Origin of the sequence: Erysipelothrix piscisicarius (assembly GCF_003931795.1) — a bacterium.
Taxonomy (GTDB): domain Bacteria; phylum Bacillota_I; class Bacilli_A; order Erysipelotrichales; family Erysipelotrichaceae; genus Erysipelothrix; species Erysipelothrix piscisicarius.
In genome coordinates this window covers 1569745-1596577 of the sequence record NZ_CP034234.1, presented here as the reverse complement: position 1 = coordinate 1596577, position 26833 = coordinate 1569745, and the positions used below count along the sequence as shown (strand labels likewise).

The 26833-nt window shown below is 38.8% G+C and carries 19 protein-coding genes, 3 rRNA genes and 3 pseudogenes; 22 read left to right on the top strand and 3 right to left on the bottom strand.

Going from position 1 to position 26833, the window contains the following annotated elements:
- Positions 1-36: 36 nt before the first annotated feature.
- Complete coding sequence (locus EEI45_RS07875) at positions 37-1782, bottom strand: M3 family oligoendopeptidase (protein WP_125164807.1); 1746 nt, start codon at positions 1780-1782, stop codon at positions 37-39.
- Between the two features lie 313 nt (positions 1783-2095).
- On the opposite strand from EEI45_RS07875, the pseudogene EEI45_RS07870 reads away from it, so the two are divergent.
- From EEI45_RS07870 to cysE, 17 genes and pseudogenes are all read left to right on the top strand, one after another.
- Positions 2096-3049, top strand: a pseudogene (locus EEI45_RS07870) (ABC transporter substrate-binding protein).
- A 300-nt stretch (positions 3050-3349) separates the two neighbouring features.
- Positions 3350-4306: an ABC transporter substrate-binding protein gene (locus EEI45_RS07865; RefSeq protein WP_125164806.1), complete on the top strand. Its 957-nt coding sequence runs from the start codon at positions 3350-3352 to the stop codon at positions 4304-4306.
- On the top strand, positions 4306-5232 hold the full coding sequence (locus tag EEI45_RS07860; protein WP_125164805.1) for an ABC transporter permease: 927 nt from the start codon (positions 4306-4308) through the stop codon (positions 5230-5232). Before EEI45_RS07865 ends, EEI45_RS07860 begins: the two co-directional genes overlap by 1 nt.
- Positions 5216-5995 (top strand): ABC transporter ATP-binding protein, encoded by a 780-nt coding sequence (locus tag EEI45_RS07855; protein ID WP_125164804.1) that lies wholly within the window; start codon positions 5216-5218, stop codon positions 5993-5995. The genes EEI45_RS07860 and EEI45_RS07855 overlap by 17 nt, the downstream gene beginning before the upstream one ends.
- Before the next feature lie 297 nt (positions 5996-6292).
- A 16S ribosomal RNA gene (locus EEI45_RS07850) occupies positions 6293-7829 on the top strand.
- A gap of 294 nt (positions 7830-8123) precedes the next feature.
- A 23S ribosomal RNA gene (locus EEI45_RS07845) occupies positions 8124-10997 on the top strand.
- A gap of 76 nt (positions 10998-11073) precedes the next feature.
- Positions 11074-11187 (top strand): 5S ribosomal RNA (gene rrf, locus EEI45_RS07840).
- Together the 16S, 23S and 5S rRNA genes form the textbook arrangement of a ribosomal RNA operon.
- A 264-nt stretch (positions 11188-11451) precedes the next feature.
- A complete protein-coding gene (locus EEI45_RS07835; RefSeq protein ID WP_228410333.1) occupies positions 11452-12492 on the top strand; it encodes an ABC transporter ATP-binding protein in 1041 nt (346 codons plus the stop codon).
- The gene (locus EEI45_RS09675; RefSeq protein ID WP_228410332.1) at positions 12492-12746 is read left to right on the top strand and encodes a hypothetical protein; all 255 of its coding nucleotides are present in this window, start codon (positions 12492-12494) and stop codon (positions 12744-12746) included. Before EEI45_RS07835 ends, EEI45_RS09675 begins: the two co-directional genes overlap by 1 nt.
- Entirely contained in the window at positions 12731-13375 is a 645-nt protein-coding gene (locus EEI45_RS07830; RefSeq protein WP_228410331.1) for a carbohydrate ABC transporter permease, read from the top strand. Before EEI45_RS09675 ends, EEI45_RS07830 begins: the two co-directional genes overlap by 16 nt.
- Positions 13376-13377: 2 nt before the next feature.
- On the top strand, positions 13378-14238 hold the full coding sequence (locus tag EEI45_RS07825; RefSeq protein ID WP_125164803.1) for a carbohydrate ABC transporter permease: 861 nt from the start codon (positions 13378-13380) through the stop codon (positions 14236-14238).
- Entirely contained in the window at positions 14222-15499 is a 1278-nt protein-coding gene (locus EEI45_RS07820) for an MBL fold metallo-hydrolase (RefSeq protein WP_125164802.1), read from the top strand. Before EEI45_RS07825 ends, EEI45_RS07820 begins: the two co-directional genes overlap by 17 nt.
- Positions 15500-15519: 20 nt before the next feature.
- A pseudogene (locus EEI45_RS07815) lies at positions 15520-16779 on the top strand (ABC transporter substrate-binding protein).
- Between the two features lie 101 nt (positions 16780-16880).
- A complete protein-coding gene (locus EEI45_RS07810; protein ID WP_228410330.1) occupies positions 16881-17435 on the top strand; it encodes a hypothetical protein in 555 nt (184 codons plus the stop codon).
- Positions 17428-18354 carry a helix-turn-helix transcriptional regulator gene (locus EEI45_RS07805; RefSeq protein WP_125164801.1) on the top strand — a complete coding sequence of 309 codons (927 nt, stop codon included), beginning with the start codon at positions 17428-17430 and terminating at the stop codon, positions 18352-18354. Before EEI45_RS07810 ends, EEI45_RS07805 begins: the two co-directional genes overlap by 8 nt.
- A 134-nt stretch (positions 18355-18488) precedes the next feature.
- Positions 18489-19091 carry a deoxynucleoside kinase gene (locus EEI45_RS07800; RefSeq protein WP_228410329.1) on the top strand — a complete coding sequence of 201 codons (603 nt, stop codon included), beginning with the start codon at positions 18489-18491 and terminating at the stop codon, positions 19089-19091.
- A gap of 10 nt (positions 19092-19101) precedes the next feature.
- Positions 19102-19632: a serine O-acetyltransferase gene (gene cysE, locus EEI45_RS07795; protein WP_125164799.1), complete on the top strand. Its 531-nt coding sequence runs from the start codon at positions 19102-19104 to the stop codon at positions 19630-19632.
- 32 nt (positions 19633-19664) lie between these two features.
- Here cysE and EEI45_RS07790 read toward each other — a convergent pair whose 3' ends face one another.
- Complete coding sequence (locus EEI45_RS07790; protein ID WP_125164798.1) at positions 19665-20945, bottom strand: adenylosuccinate synthase; 1281 nt, start codon at positions 20943-20945, stop codon at positions 19665-19667.
- 153 nt (positions 20946-21098) lie between these two features.
- On the bottom strand, positions 21099-22622 hold the full coding sequence (locus tag EEI45_RS07785; protein ID WP_125164797.1) for a bifunctional metallophosphatase/5'-nucleotidase: 1524 nt from the start codon (positions 22620-22622) through the stop codon (positions 21099-21101).
- 103 nt (positions 22623-22725) lie between these two features.
- Between EEI45_RS07785 and EEI45_RS07780 the strand changes: the two genes are divergently transcribed.
- The 5 genes and pseudogenes from EEI45_RS07780 (at position 22726) to EEI45_RS09655 (ending at position 26694) form a co-directional block, all read left to right on the top strand.
- Positions 22726-22953 carry a hypothetical protein gene (locus tag EEI45_RS07780; RefSeq protein ID WP_125164796.1) on the top strand — a complete coding sequence of 76 codons (228 nt, stop codon included), beginning with the start codon at positions 22726-22728 and terminating at the stop codon, positions 22951-22953.
- A 93-nt stretch (positions 22954-23046) separates the two neighbouring features.
- Positions 23047-24030 (top strand): ABC transporter ATP-binding protein, encoded by a 984-nt coding sequence (locus EEI45_RS09670; protein WP_228410328.1) that lies wholly within the window; start codon positions 23047-23049, stop codon positions 24028-24030.
- Positions 24012-24854, top strand: coding sequence for an ABC transporter ATP-binding protein (locus EEI45_RS09665; protein ID WP_228410327.1), 843 nt, complete (start codon positions 24012-24014; stop codon positions 24852-24854). The genes EEI45_RS09670 and EEI45_RS09665 overlap by 19 nt, the downstream gene beginning before the upstream one ends.
- Positions 24787-25743 (top strand): annotated as a pseudogene (locus EEI45_RS09660) (ABC transporter transmembrane domain-containing protein); the annotation flags it as partial. The gene EEI45_RS09665 and the pseudogene EEI45_RS09660, both read left to right, overlap by 68 nt.
- 48 nt (positions 25744-25791) lie before the next feature.
- Positions 25792-26694: an ABC transporter ATP-binding protein gene (locus EEI45_RS09655; protein ID WP_228410598.1), complete on the top strand. Its 903-nt coding sequence runs from the start codon at positions 25792-25794 to the stop codon at positions 26692-26694.
- The last annotated feature ends 139 nt before the right edge of the window (positions 26695-26833 follow it).

Sequence of the window (26833 nt, the reverse complement as noted above, 5' to 3'; positions counted from 1 at the left end):
TGTGATTATGGTTTTTTTATAGAATTTTTTAAGATATTATTGCGTTAATGCGATAAACATTTCAATTCGGTCAGCTGCAACTTGTAAACTGGATTTCCAGAATTCAACATCCGTAACGTCGATGTCGGCTTGTGCTGCGACATCTTCACATGATGATGTTGTTGTTGCTTTAAGGAGATTGCGGTATGCAGGGACAAATGCATCCCCTTCTTTTTCAAATTTAGCATAAAGCCCAAGAGCAAACAAGCCACCAAATGCATAAGGGAAGTTATAATAACTTAAACCACCACTGTAGTAATGACCTTTACATGCCCACATATATGGATGATATGTACTTGCGTCTAAACCATCTCCATACGATTGACGTTGTGCTTCAATCATGATTTCTTTTAAATCTTTAGGAAATAAGAATTCGGATTTACGACGTTCGAAGACCTCGGATTCAAACTTAAAGCGGGATAAAATATCAACAATAATTTGCGTTAAATCTTGAAGTGAGTTTTCAATTAATACGAGTTTTTCTTCGTCGCTTGACACTTTTAAGGCAGCGTTGAAAACGATATTTTCACAGAATGTTGAAGCAGTTTCTGCGACCGGCATCGAGTAACTTGTATTGAGAATAGGCAAGTCTTCAATCATCATGCCATGGTATGCATGCCCTAATTCGTGAGCAATCGTTACGATATCAGAAATAGAACCATCAAAGTTTGTAAGGACATAACTCTGTTTTATTTGAGATTGATTACTGCAGAAGGCACCGCTGCGTTTTCCTTCACGAGGTAAGAAATCAATCCATGCATCTTCATAAGCTGTTTTTGCCATGTTTGCAAGATCATCGGAAAATTCCGCAAAACTAGTAAGAATCATTTCCTTAGAATCTTCGACTGTATAAGTCTTAGGGTTTGTGGTTTCAAAAGGTGCGAAGAGATCATACCAAGGCAATCCATTCTCATAATTCATAAGGTGCGCTTTATGTTTAAGATACTTTCTAAAGACTGGAAGGTACGCTTCGATTGCTTCCATCAATGCATCGAGGGTGGCCTTGCTCATCCGTGAATCGAAAAGTGTTTTATCCAATGCGGATTCGTAACCTCGTAAATCAGAAATAGTATTCACGGTTCCTTTAATGCTATTAAGTGCAAATGCAATCGAATCATCCATTTTTTCATACAATTCAAGTTCTTTATAATAGGCATCCTTACGAATCTTTGGATCATGTGAGTATACGAGATTTCGAATTGAAGCCATAGTGTGCTTTTCACCATTAAACTCAATTGTCGTCATTGATGTTAAATGTCCAAACAATTGATTCCATGCACTGGCACCATTAATATTCAACTTAGCAATTACCTCTTCAACATCTGGGGATAAGTTGTGTTTGCTGAGGTCAATCATTTCTTGCAAGATAAATTCGTGTTCTTTAACTAAGGCACTTGCTTTAACCCATTGTGGGAAAACGTCTTTTGAATCAGCCATAAATTGACTAAATAACGCATAAGCGCGTGATGTTTCACTTAGAATATTCTGAAGTTGCCCCATGTAACGATTGCTTTCATTATCGCTTGCATTTGCTGATATTTGCAAACTGGCGAAACTCACTAATGAGTTAGCGAGGGAGTTGAGTTCTGAGTCAAGCGTTAAAAATGACTCGAGATCTTCACAATCTTTTAAATTGGGTGCGAGGTCGTTCATTGACTTAATAATTGTTTTGAGCTTTTCTACATCTGCAGTGTAGGTTGCATCATAGCCCTTGTATAGAGCATCTAAATTCCATGTATACATAGTGATATGGTTCTCCTTTAAAATATACCAAAATTATACCACAATAATGTAAAGGTGTTACATATTTATGAAAATACAGGTTAAATTATCAGAAAAATATTGAAACCATTTTCATATTATGTTAAAGTTTCTTTACATAAAGGTTGGTGTCCTATGACCAACGCAAATCATAAACAAAACAGCACTTTCTTTAACTTTAGGTAAAGGTTAATATCGCTACACGATATTAACCCTTTAGTCTTGGTTAGTAGAATGTAGCTGAATACCTTTAAAAAGCTGCATTCTCAGCTTTTTTTGTTTGAAGGAGGAAAAGATGAAAAAATCGATGATTATCTGTATGCTTTTAGTTTTATTAAGTGGGTGTGTGAATGCAAATCCAGAAAAATTATATACGATTGGTGTTTTACAGTTTGCGGATCATCCTTCCTTGGATGCGACGTATGAAGGGATGAAAGAAGCCCTTGATAAGACGATAGGGTCGGAGCATTATCGTATTATCTATCAAAATGCACAGGGTGAAAATAGCAATAATGAATTAATGGCTCATGGGTTTGTATCGCAACACGTTGATTTGATATATGCCATTGGAACAAACTCGGCCCAAAGTGCGAAAAATGCGACAGAAGGTACAAGTATTCCGGTTGTATTTAATGCCGTTACCGATCCGGTTGCGGCAGGCCTGGTCGATTCTATGGATTATCCAGGATCATCAGTCACAGGGGTTAGTGATCAAGCACCTATTGAAGAACAATTAGCGTTGATAAAGATGCTTTTACCTCGAGCGAAACGGATGGGAATTGTTTACAACATGGGTGAAATTAATTCCATAACGCAAGTTGAGGTGATTTCCTCGTTAGAGAAAGAACTCGAAGTGGTTGCGGTTGGAATAACAAACATGCAGTAATTACCGATTGCAACTCAACAATTAGCCGAAAAAGTCGATGTTATTTTTAATATAACGGATAATATGGTTGTGGCTTCAACTGCGAACATTGTAGATATTGCGTCAAAATACGACGTACCTGTATTTGCATCAGAAGATGGACAAATCAACGAAGGGATTCTAGCTACTGAATCCTTGAGTTACGATAACCTTGGCGAGCATGCAGCAGAATTAATATATCAAATTCTTGTGGAGAAAAGCGATCTGAATAAGTTGCCGGTTTTAACGTCAAACAAGACAAAATTATTTATAAATAAAAAGGTCGCTAGTCAGTTTGGAATAGAAATTCCATCTGACCTTGAAAATCGAAATGAGCTAAAATGAAACAATATTCATCATTCTGTAAGAAATGAATAAATATGAAAAAACTACTTGCATCTCAAAAATATCAGTGTTATGGTTGCTAAGAAAGGTTGGGTATTCCAATGAACAATATAAGTAAAATCAATCAAGCCCAACAATGGAGCTGCTATTATTATTTTAGTTAATCAGTTAATATGCCGTGTGGATATTAGCTGTTTTGTGTTACTAAAATCTACAGGCTCCCATTAATCTAATACCATTTTAACAAAGCCGTGTAGATTTATGTACATGGCTTTTTTGTTGGACAATGGAGGAGAAAATATGAAAAAAGTATTAATGATCATAATAAGTGCAGTGCTGCTTACGGGATGTATGAGTGGTGAACAAAATGAAATTAGAATTGGTGTGATACAGTGGGCGGAACATCCGGCACTTTCGGATTCTTTGGATGGATTTAAGATGGGGTTGGATGCTACTGGGTTAACAGAGAAAGTTTCTTTAGAAGTGAAAAATGCGAATGAAGATGTTGGGACGGCCAACCTTATCGCAAATCAATTTGTACGAGATGCTGTTGATTTAATTTTTGTAATTGCAACTCCAGCTGCTCAAGCCGCTATGAATGCGGTAGACGGCACCGATATCCCTGTGATTTTTAGCGCGGTATCGGATGCGAAACAGGCAGGATTGGTGGATGATCTCGCTCACCCAAGTGGAAACTTAACGGGCGTCAGTGACTTACCCCCATTGGATACACAAGTAGCGTTGATTCAAGAAATAATGCCAAATGCCAAAAATATTGGGATATTATACAATACGAGCGAAATTAATAGTAGAAACCAAATTGATGAGGTGCGAAACATTGCCGCTAAATTAGGTATGAAGGTCAATGAAAAAGGTGTAAGTCAAGCGAATGAAATCGCAATTGCTGCACAACAATTAGTTCAAGAAACCGATGTGATTTATATCGTCAATGACAATATGATTGCTTCGGCTACTGGATTAGTTGTTGACACTGCTAATAGTGTAAACAAACCAGTCTTTATGGCTGAGGTTGGGCAGTTTGATCAAGGTGTTTTAGCTTCAGAATCTGTAAGTTATAAACATCTTGGTGAAAAAGCAGGGGCGATGGCTTATGAAATTTTGGTAAATAACGTGACCATTGCATCACTCCCTGTTTATGGTTCTGAGGAAACGAAGTTGTATGTTAGTGAGGCTGTAGCATCAAAATTGGGTATTCAGATACCTGATTCGATACGTGAAAGGGCGGTAAATCAATAATGGGTGTTCTAAACTCAACGTTTATTTCTGATATTTTAATTCAAGGATTTCTATATGGTATTTTGTCCATGGGAGTTCTTATTTCTTATAAAATTTTGGATATCCCGGACTTATCGGTGGACGGAACGTATCCATTAGGTGCAGCGGTGAGTGCAATCTTGATTCTTAATGGCCTGAATCCATGGATGGCTCTTTTAATATCAACCATAGCGGGTGCAACGGCCGGAATTGTTACTGGTTTATTCCATGTTAAATTTGGAATTTCCTCACTACTCAGTGGTATATTAGTGATGACGGGACTTTATTCTATAAATCTTGTAGTTGCTGGAGGGAAACCCAACATTCCCCTTTTTAAATTTGAAACCATCTTCTCAACTCAATGGTTGGAAAAACTCGGTGCACCTCCGTTTTTAATTAATAATTTCCAATTAATTGTAATGGTTATTCTCGTTTTAGGCATCAAAGTAATTATTGATCAACTTCTCACGACTAAAACAGGTTACTTACTTAAAGTAACGGGAGATAATGAGCAACTTGTGACCACATTGGGCCACAATGTTGGACTTGTGAAAATTTTTGGCTTGGCATTGGCAAACGCAATCGTCGCTTTCAGTGGTGGTTTGGCAGTTTCGGTGAATAAATATTTTGATATTTCATTAGGGACAGGTATGGTGGTTTTAGGGCTTTCGTCCGTTATCTTAGGTACGACAATCTTGGGGCGAATAAAATTGAAATCGACCACCATGGTTATCTTTGGTGCGATTGTATACCGCTTGATTGTAGCACTTGCAATTCGAATGGGAATTGATGCTCAGTTTATGAAACTCATCACAGTTGTGATCTTTATTAGTGCAATAATGTTGAATAAAATTAGGCTTCCAAAATGGAAAAATGCAAAGGAGAAACACGATGTTACAACTCAATAAAATAACAAAAACATTCAACCAAAGTACCCCAATGGAAACAACGCTTTATCATAATTTAAATTTAAGTGTTGAGAAGGGGGAGTTTATCACGATAATTGGTTCGAATGGAAGTGGTAAATCTACATTATTAAACTTAATTTGTGGCCAAATTAATCCTGATAAAGGCACCTTAACATTTGGAAATCGTGACCTTTTAAAAATGAAAAATCATCAGCGCTTTAAGACCATTTCTCGGGTTTACCAAGATCCGATGGCTGGAACGTCACCTTCGCTCACAGTTTTAGAAAATCTATCGCTTGCCTCGAATAAAGGAAAACTTATGAGTTTAACGAAAGCAATCAATCATAAACATGAAGCAGAGTTTGTCAATTTATTGAGATCATTGAATCTCGGACTTGAAGATAAGCTTCATGTGAAAGTGGGTCAACTTTCAGGTGGACAGCGACAAGCACTGTCCTTGTTGATGGCATTGATGAATAATCCAGATCTTTTATTACTTGACGAGCACACCGCTGCTTTAGATCCGAAAAGTTCAGAGTCGATTATAAAACTCACGCAAAATATGGTTGCTGAACGAAACATTACGACAATCATGGTGACGCATAATTTACAGCACGCACTTGATTATGGATCGCGTTTATTGATGTTTCACAATGGAAATATAATTCGTGATATCGCTCATCCCGAAAAGGAGCACCTCACAAAAAAAGATTTGTTAGAAATGTTTGCGTCTTATGATGATGCTTATATTGAAACACTTTAAGGCAGAAATGCCTTTTTTAACTTATAGTTCATTAATCACCGGGTTGCCTATATATCCGGGTTGCATATATATAAGGAAGAAAAAATTTATGATTCGTGATGTAAAAGACCGAATTAAAATAAAACAAAATAAAGTGAAAATAGTGTTGACGGTGGATAAAGAGGGTGGTATTATATAGAAGCGCTAAGGGAAACCGAGTGCAGAAAATGGTCTTTGAAAACTAAACAGGAAACGTCAATTTCAAAAAGAAATACGGATAAATAAACAAAACTCGTCAGAGTTAAAAAGAGAAAGAATCAAATGGAGAGTTTGATCCTGGCTCAGGATGAACGCTGGCGGCGTGCCTAATACATGCAAGTCGAACGAAGTGAAGAGGAGCTTGCTCCTTGGAACTTAGTGGCGAACGGGTGAGTAATACATAAGCAACCTGCCTCGATGCCTGGGATAACAGAGGGAAACTTCTGCTAATACCGGATACGTTAATCTAAGACATCTTAGATTAATTAAAGATGGGATACATCACAACGAGATGGGCTTATGGCGCATTAGTTAGTTGGTAAGGTAACGGCTTACCAAGACGATGATGCGTAGCCGACCTGAGAGGGTGACCGGCCACACTGGGACTGAGACACGGCCCAGACTCCTACGGGAGGCAGCAGTAGGGAATTTTCGGCAATGGGGGAAACCCTGACCGAGCAACGCCGCGTGAGTGAAGACGGCCTTCGGGTTGTAAAGCTCTGTTGTAAGGGAAGAACGATAGGAAGAGGGAATGCTTTTTATATGACGGTACCTTACCAGAAAGCCACGGCTAACTACGTGCCAGCAGCCGCGGTAATACGTAGGTGGCAAGCGTTATCCGGAATTATTGGGCGTAAAGGGAGCGCAGGCGGTTTATCAAGTTTATGGTTAAAGTTCGGGGCTTAACCCCGTGATGCCATAGAAACTGGTAGACTAGAGTGCAGGAGAGGTTAGTGGAATTCCATGTGTAGCGGTAAAATGCGTAGATATATGGAGGAACACCAGTGGCGAAGGCGGCTAACTGGCCTGTAACTGACGCTGAGGCTCGAAAGCGTGGGGAGCAAATAGGATTAGATACCCTAGTAGTCCACGCCGTAAACGATGGATACTAAGTGTTGGAGAAATTCAGTGCTGTAGTTAACGCAATAAGTATCCCGCCTGGGGAGTATGCGCGCAAGCGTAAAACTCAAAGGAATTGACGGGGGCCCGCACAAGCGGTGGAGTATGTGGTTTAATTCGAAGCAACGCGAAGAACCTTACCAGGTCTTGACATACCGCGCAAAAGCACAGAGATGTGTAATAGTTATGGCGGATACAGGTGGTGCATGGTTGTCGTCAGCTCGTGTCGTGAGATGTTGGGTTAAGTCCCGCAACGAGCGCAACCCTTGTCTTTAGTTACCAGCATTAAGTTGGGGACTCTAAAGAGACTGCCGGTGATAAACCGGAGGAAGGTGGGGATGACGTCAAATCATCATGCCCCTTATGATCTGGGCTACACACGTACTACAATGGCGTATACAGAGGGCAGCGAAGCAGCGATGCGGAGCGAATCTCAGAAAGTACGTCTCAGTTCGGATTGGAGTCTGCAACTCGACTCCATGAAGTCGGAATCGCTAGTAATCGCGGATCAGAATGCCGCGGTGAATACGTTCTCGGGCCTTGTACACACCGCCCGTCAAACCATGAGAGTTGGTAATACCCGAAGCCGGTGGCTAACCTAGTTTACTAGGAGGAGCCGTCGAAGGTAGGATCGATGATTGGGGTTAAGTCGTAACAAGGTATCCCTACCGGAAGGTGGGGATGGACCTCCTTTCTAAGGAGTAATTAGAAAGACGTGAAGTTGACACCTAAAGTTTCCTGTTTAGTTTTGAGAGTCCGTTGGAATCTCAAGAAAATGATCTTTGAAAACTGAATAACAGAAAAGAAAAGAGATAGACAAAGAAATAAATGTTATCAACATGATCTTTTCGAATAGTTGTATAAAACTAGATTTACATCAAGTTAAACAAAACAGTAACTTAAGCAATTAAGTAAGCAATCAAAGAACACACAGCTTATCAAGCGATAAGCGTAAAACCTGATTTTAAGAATTAGGCGCGAAATTACATGTGATTAAATATGTAAGGGCGTACGGTGGATGCCTAGGCACTAAGAGCTGATGAAGGACGCGACTAACAGCGAAATGCCTCGGGAGTGGTACGTACACAACGATCCGGGGTATCCGAATGGGAAACCCAATACTGGTTATGCAGTATTACACATAAATGAATACATAGTTTATGATGAGGCAACCTTGCGAACTGAAACATCTTAGTAGCAAGAGAAAAGAAAACAAAAGTGATTCCTGAGTAGTGGCGAGCGAAACGGGAAAAGCCCAAACCATCTTCGTGATGGGGTAGTAGGACCACAACGTGGGATATCGAAGCTAGTCGAATGGCATTGAAAGGCCAGTCAAAGAAGGTGCAAACCCTGTAGACGAAAGCGTAAGATACTCTAGTGGTATCCTGAGTACGGCGAGGCACGTGAAACCTTGTCGGAATCAACCGGGACCACCCGGTAAGGCTAAATCCTTAGTGACCGATAGTGAACCAGTACCGTGAGGAAGGTGAAAAGAACCGCGGAAGCGGAGTGAAATAGATCCTGAAACCGTATGCTTACAAGAAGTCAGAGCCCGTTAATGGGTGATGGCGTGCCTTTTGTAGAATGAACCGGCGAGTTACTCATAATGTGCGAGGTTAAGTTGAAGAGACGGAGCCGAAGCGAAAGCGAGTCTTAATAGGGCGATATAGTACATTGTGGTAGACCCGAAACTGAGTGATCTAGCCATGACCAGGTTGAAGTTTGGGTGAAACCAAATGGAGGACCGAACCGACCATCGTTGAAAAGCTGGCGGATGAGTTGTGGCTAGCGGAGAAATTCCAATCGAACTCAGATATAGCTGGTTCTCCCCGAAATAGCTTTAGGGCTAGCGTCAATGTAAGGCCACTGGAGGTAGAGCACTGAATGTATGATGGCCCCATCTCGGGGTACTGAATATAATCAAACTCCGAATGCCAGTGGATAGTAGTTGGCAGTCAGACTATGGGTGATAAGGTCCGTAGTCGAAAGGAAACAGCCCAGACCATCAGTTAAGGTCCCAAAATTCATGCTAAGTGGAAAGGATGGGGATGCACAGACAACTAGGAGGTTGGCTCAGAAGCAGCCATCCTTAAAGAGTGCGTAACAGCTCACTAGTCGAGTGACCCTGCGCCGAAAATGTACCGGGGCTAAGTATGATACCGAAACTATGGATTTATTGTTTCAATAAATGGTAGGGAGCGTTCTATACTGCGTTGAAGCTGTACCGTAAGGAGCAGTGGAGTGTATAGAAGTGAGAATGCCGGTGAGTAGCGAGATGTCAGTGAGAATCTGACACACCGATTGCCTAAGGTTTCAGGGAAGGCTCGTCCTCCTGGGCAAGTCGGGACCTAAGATGAGGCTGAAAAGCGTAGTCGATGGACAACAGGTTGATATTCCTGTACCCGATACATAAGTGAAGGAATGACAGAGAAGGCTAGGTTAAGCCAGCGACTGGAAGTGCTGGTTTAAGCGAAGGAGCTGTATGGTAGGCAAATCCGCCATGCAAAGCAAAGGCGTTATGAGGAGTGACCCCGTGAGGAAGTAGCGAAGTAACTGATGCCAGCTCAAGAAAAGTTTCTAGCGTTAATTATGTATTGGCCCGTACCAAAACCGACACAGGTAGGCAAGGAGAGAATCCTAAGGTGAGCGAGAGAACTGTTGCCAAGGAACTCGGCAAAATGACCCCGTAACTTCGGGAGAAGGGGTGCTCGTAAGAGCCGCAGTGAAGAGGCCCAAGCGACTGTTTAACTAAAACACAGCTCTCTGCAAAGTCGCAAGACGAAGTATAGGGGGTGACACCTGCCCGGTGCTGGAAGGTTAAGGAATATGTTAGAATTCGTTCGAAGCATTGAACTGAAGCCCCAGTGAACGGCGGCCGTAACTATAACGGTCCTAAGGTAGCGAAATTCCTTGTCGGGTAAGTTCCGACCCGCACGAAAGGTGTAACGATTTGGGCGCTGTCTCGGCAGCAGACTCGGTGAAATCTTAGTACCGGTAAAGATGCCGGTTACCCGCAACTAGACGGAAAGACCCCATGGAGCTTTACTGTAGCTTGATATTGAACTTTGAGCCTACATGTACAGGATAGGTGGGAGACTATGAAGCATGTACGCTAGTATATGTGGAGTCGCCATTGGGATACCACTCTTGTATGTTTGAAGTTCTAACCGCGTACCGTGATCCGGTACCGGGAGAGTGTCAGGTGGGCAGTTTGACTGGGGCGGTCGCCTCCTAAAGAGTAACGGAGGCGCCCAAAGGTACCCTCAGATTGGTTGGAAATCAATCGACGAGCGTAAAGGCAGAAGGGTGCTTGACTGCGAGACCTACAAGTCGAGCAGGGACGAAAGTCGGGCTTAGTGATCCGGCGGTTCCGCGTGGAAGGGCCGTCGCTTAACGGATAAAAGCTACCCTGGGGATAACAGGCTAATCTCGCCCAAGAGTTCACATCGACGGCGAGGTTTGGCACCTCGATGTGGGCTCATCGCATCCTGGAGCTGAATTAGGTTCCAAGGGTTGGGCTGTCCGCCCATTAAAGCGGTACGCGAGCTGGGTTCAGAACGTCGTGAGACAGTTCGGTCCCTATCTGTTGTGGGCGTAGGAAATTTGAGGAGCGCTGTCCCTAGTACGAGAGGACCGGGATGGACATACCGCTGGTGTACCAGTTGTTCTGCCAAGGGCATCGCTGGGTAGCTAAGTATGGACTGGATAAGCGCTGAAAGCATCTAAGCACGAAGCCAACTCCAAGATGAGATTTCCCATACGTAAGTAGTAAGACCCCTGAGAGACGATCAGGTTGATAGGTCAGAGGTGGAAGCATAGTGATATGTGGAGCTGACTGATACTAATAGGTCGAGGTTTTAATCACAAAAGATACAACGATTCGAAAAAGATCAAATTTCTGTTATTCAGTTTTGAGAGTTCATCTCTCTAAAGCACTAAGATCTGGTGGTTTTAGCGAAGTGGTCACACCTGTTCCCATCTCGAACACAGAAGTTAAGCACTTTAGCGGCGACAATATCTAGCCAAGCGCTAGTGAAGATAGTTCATCGCCAGGTAATTTGACACTCTATTTAGAGTGTCTTTTTTTATGCGTAAAAAAACAGAATTATGTGACGGTTTATATTTTTTTCACATGTTTATTTAATATTGTTAATGGTTTTTAACACAAATACGTGTATTGACTGTTATAATAATGAAGTAACAACTGTACGTAAAATTCGTGGGTGTTCACGAAATAAATAATATCGAATATATTAAAATTACGTAATATTGTGTTTATAGGAGGAAGATGAATGATTGAAGTCAAGGACTGACGGAAAGTGTTTGATAATGGTTTTGAAGCATTAAAACAAGTTACATTCTCAATTGAGAAAGGTGATTTGGTTTGCTTACTTGGACCAAGTGGTTGTGGTAAAACAACAATTCTTAATTTAATTGCTGGATTGCTTGATCCTACCGACGGTACAATTCACAATGAAGGGATCTCAATGGTTGATAAGCATCCGAAAGATCGTGATATTGGTTTTGTATTTCAAAACTATGCACTCTACCCACATATGACAGTATTAGAAAATGTCATGTTCCCACTACGTGTTGGAGATAAAAAAATGCCTAAAGAAGAAGCTGAAAAAATTGCTCGTAAATACATGGCATTAACAGATATTGAAGAATTAGCAAATAAAAAGCCAGGGACTATGTCCGGTGGACAACAACGTGTAGCGATTACACGTGCTTTAGTTCAGAATCCTTCAATTTTACTACTTGATGAACCACTAAGTAACCTCGACGCACGTTTGCGCTTGAAAATCCGTGAAGAAATTCGTCGCCTTGTTAAAGAAATTAACATTACGACAATTTTCGTTACGCATGATCAAGAAGAAGCGTTATCCATTAGCGATAAAATCGTTCTGATGAATGAGGGTGTGATTCAACAATATGATGACCCACAAAATCTTTATTTAGAACCTAATAATTTATTTGTTGCTCAATTTATTGGTAACCCTGTCATAAACATTCTTCCTATTGAAGTAAAAAATGGCATGATTGTTGGTGAGAATTTTGAATTTAGTCAAAGTACCCTCGTCCAAGATCGTATTAAAGAAACCATCATTGATGGAACTTATCTTTTAGGTGTTCGTCCTGAAGATATTATTTTTGGAGAACAAGGGATTTTCAATACAGAAATTGAAACTGTGGAACTCATTGGTCGAGAAGGTATCCTTAATTTCAAAATCGGATCTAAGAATGCTAAAGGTATTGTAAGTATTGAAGCTCTCATTGAACCAGAGACAATCGTTAATTGTGAGTTTAATTACCCACGTATCTTTATGTTTAAAGAATCTGGCGAGAGGGTCTACTAATGAAAAAGTTTAAGTATAGCGCTGAAAATCAAAGACAAGCATGGTTGTTTCTTTTGCCTGCTTTGGTAATTATTGCTTTATTTAATATTTATCCATTAATTCGTGCATTAATTATGTCGTTTCAATCCGGGACTTTAACGAATCTTAAACCGGCAGGAATTAGTAATTATCAATTTGTGCTACAAGATCCAAAGTTCCATATTGCGAGCGAAATACAGATGTTTATGCCTTTCTTGTGGTGCCAATTTGTTTAATCATTTCAATGTTTATTGCACTTCTTATTTTTGAAAAAATTAAAAATAAGAGCTTCTTTGAAACGATTTTCTTTATTCCTTATCTAACAAGTGTTATTGCGATTGGGGTTGTATTCCGCTATCTCTTTAACGGTTCCTATGGATTTATAAACTTTCTACTTAGTTTTATAAATGTTGGACCGATCAACTTCTTATATGATATTATGATGAGCTTACCCACCCTTGTCATTTTTGGAATTTGGAATGGTTTGGCGTTTAATATCATTATCTTACTATCAGGTCTTCGAAATATTGATCGCGAGTACTACAAGGTTGCAGATATGTTTGGTGCAACGGAACTTCAAAAATTATTCCGAATTACTTTACCACAGCTTATTCCAACGTTAACGTTCTTGTTAACGGTCAACCTAATTAATGCCTTTAAAGTTTATACTCAAGTCTTTGCGATCTTTAATGGTAAGGCAGGAATCGCCAACAGTGCCACGACTGCCGTATTCTATATATTCACTACCTTCCATGTCGATAATCGATATGGTCCGGCAATGGCCGCAACAATACTTCTGTTTGTGTTTATCCTCGTATTAACACTTATTCAGAATAAAGTGTTGAAAAAGATAGAGGAGAGATAGTTGTGAACGAAAAATCTGAATTTTCACCAAATTTAAAAATAGTACTAACAAAAATATTTAAAATTCTTGCGACAATTTTTATTGTCTTTATGGCAATTATTACCTTATTTCCATTTGTCTACATGATTCTTGCAAGTTTGATGACTTATCAAGAGGCGACAAGTATTCCGCCGACGCTAATTCCATCAGCCCCACAGTTCCACAACTTTGTGGAAGTATTTCAAACGGCACCGTTTGTTCGGTATTTCTTTAATACAGTGGTAGTTGCAGGGATTAGTACCCTTGGAATTTTAATTACCTCGACGCTTGCAGCCTTTGCGCTCGTTAAGTTAGAGTTTAAACATAAGGGTCTAATTATCTTAGTGATGGTATCACTATTAATGGTACCGTATGAGTCAACAGTCTTTACAAATTACCAAACGATTGCACGTCTTGGTTTATTAAATACGTATACTGCATTGATTGTTCCATCACTTGCCAGTGTATTCTATATATTCTATTTAAAAGGATATCTAACAAGTATTCCAATTTCATACTATAAAGCGGCTAAAATTGATGGATGTACAGATTTAGAATTTATTCGAAAAATTATGATACCTTTATCCAAACCTGCGCTTGTAACAATCGGTATTCTTAGTTTTATTTCGCATTGGAACTCATTCTTGTGGCCATTGTTGGTTACAAATGATTCAAGCATGCGTCTATTAAACAATGGTTTAAGTGCATTTGCGACTGAGAGTGGAACGGATGTTCATCTTCAAATGGCAGCTGCAACATTAACGATTATTCCGGTACTTATTATTTACTTTATCTTTAGAAATCAAATTATTAAAGGAGTGTCGAAGAGTGGACTTAAAGGATAGAAAAACAAAAATTACATTTCATAGCGGTGTCCTGACAATTGGTGGTACTGTTATTGAAATTGCATATGAAGATTCACATATTTTCTTTGACTTTGGTACAGAATTCAAACCAGAGTTGAATCTTAAAAATGAATCATTGCAACAATTGATTGAACATCGTTTAGTGCCCCATTTAGAGAATATTTATGATCCCGAATTAGGATATACGTATCCATTTGAAAAAGGACCTGACTATGCCCATACGGCTGTCTTTTTAAGTCATTGTCATTTAGATCATACGCGTATGGTTAACTATTTGGATCCGAACATTCCAATGTATGCACTTAAAGAAACCAAAGTTTTATTAAACAGTTTAAATGCGCAAAATGACTTTATTCTACCAAAAGCGAACCCTTCAGATTCATTTACACGCGATATTATCGGGTGTGATAATCATGATGTTATCGAAGTGGGAAGCATTAAAGTAGAATTAAGTCGTGTTGATCATGATGCTTATGGTGCCTGTGGTCTTTTAATCACAACCCCAGATATGCATATTGCTTACACAGATGATCTTCGTCTCCATGGTTTTGATGTGGAAGATTCACTTCACTATTGTGAACAAGCAAAAAATACAGATATGCTCATTATTGAGGGTGTATCAATTAGTTTCCCTCAAGAAGACCGCGCAACGGGTCGTATTGAGACCGAAGCAGATTTACTTAAGAAAATCGTGAATATTGTAAACAGCAACCCAAATAAACAAGTGACTTTTAATTGCTATCCGGCGAATGTAAAACGATTAGCTGAGATTGTAAAACAAAGTCCACGTGAAGTGGTGCTTGAAGCATCCTTTGCAAATATCTTGAAAGAGTGTTTAAATATGGAGTGTAAGTATTACAATGCAAATGACAACAGCTTTAACCTTGATAAGAATCTAGAGGTCGATTACAACACTCTACTTCAAGATGAGGGAGATTATCTATGGCAGGTTGTTGATCATCACGAAAACCTTAAAGGAGGTGGTGTCTATATCCATAGCGACGCTTCGCCGCTAGGAGAATTTGATCCAGCATATTTACCATTTATTCAGTTGTTGGAGGATTGCAATATTGAATTTAATCGTATAGCGTGTTCTGGACATGCTTACCCTGAAGATTTAGATCGTATTGTGAGCTTAATTCAACCGAAGTTATTAGTTCCTATTCATTCCTTAAGACCAGATTTACTTGAGAATAAATATGGAATGCGTCATTTACCAACCCGTGGGGAAACTATCTAAAGGAGACACACAAAACAAATATGGGAAATATTAAAAAGATTTTAGTAGCATTACTTGCTTTACTTGTTCTTGTAGGATGTTCAAATAAAGGTGATGATACAGCATCTGCTGATATCGTTACAGAACTAACAGAAGAAACAGAAATCCGTTTCTGGCATGCAATGAATGGTAAACAAGAAGAAGCATTAACAAAACTTACTGAAGATTTTATGGCAGCAAATCCAAAGGTTAAAGTTGTATTACAAAACCAATCAAGTTATCCGGATTTACGTCAAAAATTATCTGCTACACTTGTAAGTCCTAAAGACTTACCAACCATGACACAAGCATACCCAGCATGGATGTTTAATGCGTCAGTAGATAAACTCGTTACAGACTTAACACCGTATATCGAAAACGATACAATCGGAATGAAAGACTATAGTGATATTGTTGAAGGATTCCGTGAAGGTGGTAAAATCGAAGGTGTAACGTATGGTATGCCATTTAACAAATCAACAGAGGTTCTTTACTACAATAAAACACTTCTTGATGAATTAGGTCTTAAAGCACCTACAACTCTTGAAGAATTAAAAGAAGTAAGTAAAACAGTTTATGAAAAGAAAAATATTGTGGGAGCAGGTTTTGACTAACTCAATAACTACTATGCTACAGGATTAATCAATAAAGGCGTCGAATTCAATAAGGATATGGATCCTACAAGTAAAGAAAGTCTTGAAGTTGCATCATTCTACCAAGAAGGTGTAAAAGATGGTTACCTACGTATCGCAGGAACTGACAAATACTTATCAGGACCATTTGGTAATGGTCAACTTGCAATGAACGTTGGAAGTACAGCAGGAGAATCACACGTACTTAAAGGTGTAGACGGTCGTTTCGAAATTGGCGTTGTGAAACGTCCTGAAAAAATCAGCTTACAACAAGGTACTGACTTATACATGTTCTCATCCGCTACACCAGAACAAAAAACTGCAGCATTTGAGTACATGAAATTCTTAGTATCTGCCGATTCACAATTATACTGGGCTAAATCAACAGGTTATATTCCAGTACGTACAAGTGTTATCGAAAGCAAAGAATACTTAGAAAGTGGTTCAATGATTGCGCCATTAATTCAAGAAATCACAAAAGATGTGTTTACAATTCCAGTATCCGCTAACTCAGATGCTGCTTATACAGAAGCAACTGTGAAGATGGAAGAATTACTTTCTGACACATCAAAAACACCAGAATCTGTTATGGAGTCATACAAAACTTCTTTACAATCAATCTGGCAATAATTAAATCGAAAGTGGATTATAAATCCACTTTTTTTCGCTTTCTTGAATATACGACCAAAATTGTCGTATACTATTGGTATACTTGAGTCAAGAGGTGATACATGATGAAAAAAGGATTTAATTTAAAAGATTTGATGATTGCAATGAAAGGAAATGATGTGAGCTCATTTATTAATGATCAGGCACTTCGTTTTACAGAAACCTTTGGTCTCTCATTTGAAGACAGTGTTTCCGTGACTTTAAAGTTTGTTTCTCATGAGGATGCACAGGATTTCTATAATGAGTTAAAATTCAATACGCATTACTCCAACGACTATTCGGTTGCTTCATCAGATCGTGGTGCGAATTATTTAACGGTATCGGGAGCGCAAACACTTTATGATTATTTTGGGTCCAACGAACCGAATCTATTAACGGTGAGTCGTGATCTAGACTTAAATTTTGAAATTTCATTTATCCAGACATATACCGGAACCGAATTTCCCGGTGCGGTTCACCGAGGGGAATTGTTAAGTCGTCAGTGTATCGTTGAAGTGAGTGACTTGCTTCCGGAACTCTCACTAGGTGGACTATGTCAAATAGCCCGAAGTGAATCTGAATTTAATGATCTTTTAACACGCTGTTATGTTATCAAAGGTCAAACGATCTATGAGTAAGTTAAGCAATGCTTTGGTTATGTTAGACGTATTATCCGCACGCTCTGTTGTTCCCCTTTCAGAGCTGGCGGATCTTTTGGAAATCAGTGAGCGTGGTGTGCAGCGACTCAAAGCAGAACTTGAATCGGTAGGGTATGAAATAACTACGGTCATGGGTCCAGGTGGGGGTTATGTTTTAGAATCTAAAACGCAAATACAACCGCTCGCTTTTGAACGTAATGAACGCAAGATGTTAAAGCAAGCTTTTGCGGTTTTGTTATCACAGGATAACCCGACACTCGGAAATGACTTTGTAGCTGTTGTTTCAAAATTATCACACCAGTTGGATTATAGTGGGAATGTATCTGTATCTGCTTTTCAATCGGTTAAGCTTAATGTTGATCCAAATCTCTATCAAAAACATATAGAGCTGCTTGAGAACGCCATTGAGCATCATTTGCGTATTGATATTGTTTATAGTAAAAATCATCGGGAGAAGCGTTCTTATGTCTTTGAGCCTTATGAGCTTGTGATTGTCAATAAATTTTGGTATCTTTTGGGTTATGATGAAAAGAATCGCTATTTGAGCCTAAAAGTAAATCGCATTCATGAATTATCGTTACGTGATGAGGTTTTTCGGTTTGATGACGAAACTTCAAGCAAGCATGTATTTTCAAAATTCGGCTATAAAATAAAACCCGTCTTCGCAGAATTGGAAGTTTTTGAGCAAGATTATATTAGTGAGTATATCTGGGGTGAACACCAAGAAATTACGTGGTTGGATGATCATCGCTTTATTCTAAAAGTCGAGTTTTCGAATGAACTTGCCGTTAAAGATTTTATTTTACAAGGCGGTTCTCATATTACGGTTTTAAAACCGGAGTGGCTTCGCGAATGGATTGTTGATGAATGTCATAAAATTACGAAACTCTATCGTTAAGAGGCTTGCTTTTTTGTCATTACAAAGCTAAACTTATGAATAGAGTGTCTCTTAGGGACATGAGATGGTGGTGAGTTATGGGATTTAATTATAGCGATATATTAAATTATGTATCACGGAAAGAGGTTTATGACATGATAGTTATTGAAGGGGTTGTAGGTGTTGGGAAAAGTTCATCAATGCGTATTCTTGGTCAAGGGGGCTATGAAGAGTTGGAAGAACCGGTAGTTGATAATCCTGTTTTGGATAAGTTTTATCATGACCGTTGTCGCTATTCATTTCCATTACAAGTGTTTTTCTTAAATAAGCGTTTTGAGCATATCAAACAAGCGAAAGACGTAATCAAAGCGGTTATGGACCGAAGCATATATGGGGACGCAATATTCGCCCGTATGTTAAACTTAAGTGGAGAAATGAGTGACGAAGAATTTCAAATTTATTCTGAGTTATTACAAAATATGCTTGAACATGTTCATGTTCCCAAATTAATGGTATATCTTGAAATAAGTGTTGATGAGGCAATGAACCGCATTAAGAAACGTGGGAGAGATTATGAATTAATTGTTGAACGCGAATATTGGGAAAAACTCAATCGTGAATACAGTAATTATTTTGATAATTACGATCTTTCACCCATGCTTAAGATTAATGTTGATCATCTTGATTTTGAAAATAATGAAGCCGATCGAATTTATGTTCTAAAACTTATCAATGAAGCGTTACTCGAATTAAAATAAGGAATATTTTATGAGATTTTTAGAGACAGCACGTGCATATAAAAAACAAGATCCTGCTGTACGATCAGTTCTGGAGGTAATTTTACTCTATCCAGGATACCATGCGATGGGGTTTTATCGAATCGCACATTGTTTCTATCGTATTAAGTTTTACTTTGTAGCACGATTCATTTCGCAACTCGGACGTTTTTTGACACAAATCGAGATTCATCCAGGAGCACAGATTGGGCGACGTTTTATTATTGATCATGGAAGCGGTGTTGTCATTGGACAGACTGCAATTATTGGTGATGATTGTTTAATTCATCATGGGGTTACTTTAGGTGGTAAATCACGCGAACCGGGCAAAAGACATCCAACGTTAGGAAATAAAGTACACGTCGGTGCTGGAGCACAGGTACTTGGTAATATTATGATTCATGATGAAGCCGTAATTGGTGCGGGGAGTGTTGTGACTAAAGATGTCGCACGCTGTGATATTGTTGCAGGCATTCCTGCTCGTACAATACGCAATAAATGTAGTGATGAGGGAAGATTATAGAAAAAAACGAACAGATTCTGTTCGTTTTTCTTTTACCGTAAAGGCGTACGCTTCATAATTTGGTTTCGATTTGGACCATTTGAAACAAGTGCAATATTTGTATCAATGAGCATTTCAAGTTTATTAATATAGTTTTTACAATTTTCAGGAAGGTCATCATAGCATGTAATGTGTGTAATATCTTCTTTCCATCCAGGGAATGTTTCAATTACAGGGGTTGTATGTTCTAATTCTGTAATATTTCCAAATCGCATGGATTGTTGTCCTTGATACTCATATGCCGTTACAACCTTGATTTCATCTAGATAGGAAAGAACATCAATGTTTGTGAGTGCAACATGAGTTGCGCCTTGGGTTTTACATCCAAAACGTGTTGCGACCGCATCAAAGTAGCCAACACGACGAGGACGTTTAGTATTAACGCCATACTCACCCGCATCACCACCACGTCTTCGCAATGCCTCGGCTTCTTCTCCAAAAATTTCTGAGACAAATGCACCAGCACCAACACAACTTGAATAAGCTTTTGTGACTGCCCATACTTCGTCGATAGGATGTGGCAATCCTGCTCCGATGGTCGCATAGTAAGCTAAAGTAGATGAAGAGGTTGAATAAGGATAAATTCCAAAGTCGGGATCACGTAATGCACCAAGTTGCCCTTCGAAGAGAATGTTTTTACCTTGATCATGCGCTTCATTTAAAAAGGTGAAGACATCGCGAACATAAGGGTCAATTAAATCACGGTATTGCATTAATTCTTCAAAGATTGCATCCGCTGACAGCGGTTCTTGATGATATAAATTTACTAATAAAGTATTTTTGATATCAAGAACACGATCAATTTTACTGCGTAACCAGTCTTCGTTGTATAACTCACAGACTTGGAACCCGATTTTTGCGTATTTATCGGAATAAAAAGGCGCAATCCCCGATTTGGTAGATCCAAACTGATCTTTACCCATACGTGCTTCCTCATAAACATCAAAATTCTTATGGTAACTCATCACGATTTGAGCACGATCACTTACAATAACTTGAGGATGAACACCTCGAGTCTTTAATTCCTCTAACTCTTGAATGAATGCAGGAATGTTTAACGCAACACCATTACCAATAACATTAATCGTATGTTTATAGAAAACACCGGATGGTAACATCTTTAGCGCAAACTTTCCTTGATCATTAATAATTGTATGACCTGCGTTATTGCCCCCTTGGAACCGAACAATAATGTCAGACTCACTTGCGAATACATCTGTGAGCTTTCCTTTACCCTCATCGCCCCAGTTGGCACCTACTATAGCTTTAATCATAATTACCTCCTGAAAATACAAAATGAGACACCATTGTGTCTCACTGTACACGAACTAGAATACTTTTATTTTTTTCGAGTGTCAAGATTTTTTTTCGATTGAATTAAAAAAATACAAAACTTCTAAGTATTCGAAGCTTTGTATTTTTGGTTTTTATCTTGATGCAATTACTTTAATATTATCACGATGATTGACGTAAACTGGGGAATGTTGAATAAAATAATCCATAATGATATCGACCATTTCTTCTTGGATATCTTCTAAAGTTTCACTTTCCGCAACCATGGTATAGTTTCCGCCCCCCATTGCTCGATAATTGTTTACAACCACGGTGAATTCATCACTATCTTGAACTGGTTTATCTTGATACGTTAGGCTCACTACACGTGAACCTCTCGGTTTTGAGATATCAAGGGTGTAATCCACGCCATCAAGCATATCGTAATTATAATGTTGTGGCTTGGGTTCAACGTATTCCGGTGAGGGAACAATGTGTTGGTGGGCATCGACGGTAAAATAATGGGCGCTAAATTCAATCATTTCACGAAGTGCTTTTCCACTCATTCGCTTTACCACCAACGTATTCGGATATAGGTAGGTGCTTACTAATTCACGCATTGTGATTGATTTTCTAAATCCTTGAGCCCCGTTAAAAAGGGCTACAGAAGAAATTTGTGCACCCGATCGTTCAAGTTGTATTTGATTTAAGAGTGAAACGAGCGGATGTTTATGAAGGCGTGCATCCAATGCATCGTTAATCATCACATCCATGTTTTCTAAGGTTCCAACGGGTTGGTCCAACCATGTTTGTGTTTCGTTTTGTAAGCCTTGTAGTGGTTCCAATAAATTTTGGTCTACATCATAATCGGAGGCACTGAGTCGTTTTGCTGAGGCGTTTCCGGTTTCCAAATCAAGATCAATCGTAATCAATTCCTTTGCTTTAAAGGTGTTTTGAGTTACTAAAACCCCGTTAACGGTTTCGATAAAGGAACGGTGTTGATGTCCTGTAATTAGAATATCTAACCCTTCAATCTCAGTCATAGCATATCCTTCATTTTCACCAGTAAGCCGTTCAGTCGGTTCACCCGTTTGCGGATCACGCTCTAAACCACCATGGTACATAGCAATGACATAGTCGACATCATTTCGTACACGTTGAACTTCTTGTTGGAGCTGGTCAAAAGCACTTTTGAAAACCATGTTTTCGATATGAGCAGGACGTTCCCAATGTGGAATATATTTCGTTAAAACACCAATAAGTGCAATCGTTTTACCTTCATAAGTAAGAATTTGAGTTTGGCCCGGTACAGACCCATCTATTTCAAGATTTGAAGTAAGTAGGGGTGCATTGTTTTCGCTTATGTATTTTTGGAGAATTTCAGGTCCATAATTAAAATCATGATTTCCTAAATTAATAAAATCATAATTCATGGCATTAAAACATTGTGCCATAGGATTGGGTACGGATTGCGCATGTTGATGTGCGTAAGTTAATAACGGAGTTCCCTGAAAAGCATCCCCGTTATCTAAGAGTAAAACATTTCCTTCCTTTCGGAATTGATTTACTGCAGTACTAATGCGTGCAAGCCCATAATCTTCGAGGTTTTCACGACTTGTATAATTTGTTGGAAAGATATTTCCATGGACGTCCGTTGTGACGACGATTTTAAGTTTCATTTTATCACCATTTCTATTATACCAAATCTCTATCACGATGTTGGGTATTGATTACTTTTTTTGAAATATATGATAAAATATATACAAATGAAAGGAGGAACTTATGAATCGCTCAGATAAATGTTTAATGTGTGTTGTTTTATTTCTAATGATTATGGCAGAGATAGTTTTTGACTTTTTTAATCAGCAAGGGGCTTTTGTGTCTCCAAGAAATAGTAAGCACCTTTTAACCCAAGTGAATAAAAATGATAATGTTGCATTATCGAGCGTCGCATTTTGTTTTGAACAAAATACTTATGATTGTCTGTGTGATTCTTTAAGTGTCTCCTAGCCCACTTATTTTTCAGCATAGATATTCATAAAAACACATGAAAATGTGTTTTTTAAGCTTTAAAGGAGAAGATACAATAATATCGAGGTGAATATGAAAAATATTAGATTTATTTCTAAATATACTGAGGGTCATCGAAAAAAAATAATTGTGATGATCTTTTCGGTAGTAGTTTATTGTGCAGTGCTTTTAGTCAATCCCTTATTACTTCAATACACCATTGATCATGTTTTAAATGATTTACCCATAACGACATCATGGATGAACACACTTACGAATTTTTTAGGTGGAATGCATTCCGTTCGTGAACATTTATGGTATGTTGGTGTGGTAATTGTTGTGCTGAACATCTTAAGTGGTGTTGCACATTTTTGTGCAGGTTATTCAATTGGTTCTTTTTCTGAATTTTTCTCAGAAAGTTTACGTAATGATGTGTTTGATCACCTACAGAAACTTCCATACGCCTACCATGTACGAGCAAAAACCGGTGATTTAATACAACGTTGTACCAGTGATGTCGATCAGATTGGACGTTTTCTCAAATCAAAAATTCAGGAACTTGTTTATGCTTTTACCATGGTTGTAATCGCATTGACGGTATTATTCCGTATTAATGTAACGATGACCTGGATTACCATGATTTCTTTTCCCTTTATTTTTGGGTTTGCGTTTCTATTCTTTAAAAAAATGCAGGCAGTGTTTAAGCAAAGTGATGAAGCGGAAGCAGCATTATCGAATACATTTCAAGAAAGCATGGATGCCGTCCGAGTTGTGAAAGCATTTAATCAAGAAAAGTTTGAAGTTACGAAATTTGAAGCTAAAAACCAAGCCTATGCCTCCATAACAAAGGAAATGATCAGACTTCTCGGAATCTATTGGGGGACCTCTGATTTACTTTGTTTTATGCAGACATTAATTGTGCTTATCGCAAGTATTTTTGAAGTGCGTGCGGGCAATTTATCCATTGGGAATGCGATTGTCTTTATTTCTTATGTAAATATGGTGTTGTGGCCAATACGTAATGTTGGCCGAACCTTATCCGATATGGCTTATCCGATATGGGAAAGGTTAGTGTAAGTATTGATCGTTTGAACGAAATCTTAGACCTGCCGATTGAAGATCTTGAGTCAGGATTAAAGCCTGAAATTAAGGGTGAAATTATTTTTGAAAATGTATCGTTTCAATACGATGATGCATCCACCCCCGTTCTTAAAAATTTGAATTTTACCATTCAACCGGGAGAGACGGGTGCGATTATGGGACCAACAGGGAGTGGTAAATCAAGTTTGGTTCATTTACTTACGCGCATTTATGATGTATCTGAAGGGTCCATTAAAATTGACGGGATTAACATAAACGAGATCGCGAAAAGTTCTCTCCGTAAGCAAGTAGGACTTGTTTTACAAGAACCTTATCTCTATTCAAAAACCCTTTTTGAAAACATTCGTATTGCCATTCCACACGCTTCGGAGCAAGACGTCTATGACGCGTCTCGAATTGCTTCGATTCATGATGTTATAACTTCTTTTGACCAAGGGTATGAAACACCCGTTGGTGAGAAAGGTGTTACCCTATCCGGTGGACAAAAACAACGTGTTGCGATTGCCCGGACGCTTATCGCAAATACACCGATTTTAATTTTTGATGATTCATTATCTGCATTAGATTCTCAAACTGATGCTTCCATTCGAGAAGCATTAAATCATACTAAAAATGCCACATCCATCATCATTACCCATCGTATTAACAGTGCACAAAATGCGGATAAAATTATTGTTATTCTTGATGGCGAAATCAAGCAAATTGGTACACATAATTCGCTATTGAACGTTGATGGACTGTATCGAAATATTTATGATATTCAAACCAATCAGAAAGGAGGATTTGTCGATGAGTTATAGAGAAGAAGAGCAGTTTACTTCTGAAAAATTAGATGTTGGGCTTTGGAAAAAAATCCTAATGATGCTGCTTGAGAACAAAAAGAATCTGTTTTTAGCGCTGTTTTTTGTTCTGTTTGAAGCGGTTATTGGGATTATCCTTCCCATCTTGAATCGATATGCCATTGATGTTTTCTATCAAGGTCAAGGTTCAACAGAAGCCATATTGAAGTTTGCGCTCTTATATGGAGGTTTGGTTGCGGTCCAAGCATTTCTAATTTATGAATTTATTTATCGAAGTGGTCTTATTGAGATGGATATTAGTTATCAAATCCGTCAAAATGTTATGGAAAAACTTCAAAATCTTCCTTTTTCATATTATGACAAAACGCCTACAGGATGAATTATGGCTCGAATGACCAGTGATGTCTCACGGTTGTCGGAAATCCTCTCCTGGAGTTTTAATGATTTAGTTTGGGGATTTTTAGTCATGATGATGTTGTTGGTGGTCATGTTTACGGTCAATTGGAAACTTGCGTTAATCATTCTTGTGATTGTACCTATGGTTTACTTTGTAAGCTCGTGGTTTCAAAAACGTATCCTAAAAAACTATCGAAACGTTCGTGCGGAGAATTCAAAAATCACCCATGGATTTAGTGAAGGGATTACCGGAGCAAAGACTACTAAGTCAATGGGATTGGAGTCGATTCATTACAGTGAATTTAAAAACAACACCATGGCCATGCGATCAAAGTCCATTCATGCTGTCATACTCAGTGCACTGTATATGCCTATCATTACCATTATTTCTTCGTTAGGCAATGCGGGTATTATTTATGTTGGTGGGAACATGGCGTTACAAGGTGTTATCCAAATTGGAACTTTAATCCTATTTACACAATATGCGGAACGTTTTTTTGAACCGCTCCGTAATATTAGTAATGTGTTTGCACAGTTACAAATGGCCCAAGCATCTGCAGAGCGTGTTCTTTCATTATTGGAACAAGATTCATCACTCATCGATCGTCCAGATGTTATTGAAAAATATGGAACAATCTTAAATCCCAAAGAATCGGTCTATGAACCGATCGTTGGAAATATTGAATTTAAAGATGTTGATTTTTATTATCAAGCATCGGAACCGATATTAAAAAACTTTAATTTAACCGTTGAACCCAAACAACGCGTCGCTTTAGTTGGAGAGACGGGAAGTGGTAAGTCAACCATTGTAAACCTTATTTGTCGTTTTTATGAACCCATTTCAGGTTCGATTAGGATTGATGGGGTAGACTATCGAGAACGATCGATTGGATGGCTCCACTCACATCTTGGATATGTTTTACAAGCACCCCACCTCTTTTCTGGATCGGTTCGTGATAACATCGCGTATGGGAAACCCAATGCTTCTGATGAAGCGGTCATACGGGCTGCAAAACTTGTTGATGCACATCGCTTTATCACAGAACTTGAAGATGGATATCAAACAGATGTAGGTGAAGGCGGAAGCCGATTGTCGACAGGGCAGAAACAATTGATTTCCTTTGCTCGGGCAATTCTTGTAAATCCATCAATCTTTATCCTCGACGAAGCTACAGCCTCAATTGATACTGAAACGGAAGCGATTATTCAAAACGCAGTTGAAACCGTTCTTAAAGAAAAAACAAGTTTCATTATTGCGCATCGTCTTTCGACGATTGTGAGTGCAGATCGCATCCTTGTTATTGATAAAGGAACCATTATCGAAGATGGTAATCATGAGAGTCTTATGAACCAAAAAGGTCGATATTATGAACTCTATATGAACCAGTTTAACGAGAAAAATGAAACAAAAATAATGAATACGTTAACACCTATTTCCAAATAGGTGTTTTTGTCGCTATTCTTGTCATCTTGAATATTCGCTATCATAATTCGTGTTCTGACGAAATGTTTGTGATATGATAGTTTAGAAAAAAGAGGCTCTCTGATTCCCACCAATTGACGTTACATGTGTTTAAGGGATT

Excerpts from the sequence above, each read along its gene's own strand:
- EEI45_RS07810 (WP_228410330.1), top strand. The coding sequence starts at position 16,881 with ATGATGAAAAAAGGATTTAATTTAAAAGATTTGATGATTGCAATGAAA.
- EEI45_RS09675 (WP_228410332.1), top strand. The coding sequence starts at position 12,492 with ATGAAAAAGTTTAAGTATAGCGCTGAAAATCAAAGACAAGCATGGTTG.
- EEI45_RS07780 (WP_125164796.1), top strand. The coding sequence starts at position 22,726 with ATGAATCGCTCAGATAAATGTTTAATGTGTGTTGTTTTATTTCTAATG.
- EEI45_RS09665 (WP_228410327.1), top strand. The coding sequence starts at position 24,012 with ATGGGAAAGGTTAGTGTAAGTATTGATCGTTTGAACGAAATCTTAGAC.
- EEI45_RS07860 (WP_125164805.1), top strand. The coding sequence starts at position 4,306 with ATGGGTGTTCTAAACTCAACGTTTATTTCTGATATTTTAATTCAAGGA.
- cysE (WP_125164799.1), top strand. The coding sequence starts at position 19,102 with ATGAGATTTTTAGAGACAGCACGTGCATATAAAAAACAAGATCCTGCT.
- EEI45_RS07785 (WP_125164797.1), bottom strand. The coding sequence starts at position 22,622 with ATGAAACTTAAAATCGTCGTCACAACGGACGTCCATGGAAATATCTTT.
- EEI45_RS07865 (WP_125164806.1), top strand. The coding sequence starts at position 3,350 with ATGAAAAAAGTATTAATGATCATAATAAGTGCAGTGCTGCTTACGGGA.
- EEI45_RS07855 (WP_125164804.1), top strand. The coding sequence starts at position 5,216 with ATGTTACAACTCAATAAAATAACAAAAACATTCAACCAAAGTACCCCA.
- EEI45_RS07800 (WP_228410329.1), top strand. The coding sequence starts at position 18,489 with ATGATAGTTATTGAAGGGGTTGTAGGTGTTGGGAAAAGTTCATCAATG.
- EEI45_RS07790 (WP_125164798.1), bottom strand. The coding sequence starts at position 20,945 with ATGATTAAAGCTATAGTAGGTGCCAACTGGGGCGATGAGGGTAAAGGA.
- EEI45_RS09670 (WP_228410328.1), top strand. The coding sequence starts at position 23,047 with ATGAAAAATATTAGATTTATTTCTAAATATACTGAGGGTCATCGAAAA.
- EEI45_RS09655 (WP_228410598.1), top strand. The coding sequence starts at position 25,792 with ATGGCCCAAGCATCTGCAGAGCGTGTTCTTTCATTATTGGAACAAGAT.
- EEI45_RS07805 (WP_125164801.1), top strand. The coding sequence starts at position 17,428 with ATGAGTAAGTTAAGCAATGCTTTGGTTATGTTAGACGTATTATCCGCA.
- EEI45_RS07875 (WP_125164807.1), bottom strand. The coding sequence starts at position 1,782 with ATGTATACATGGAATTTAGATGCTCTATACAAGGGCTATGATGCAACC.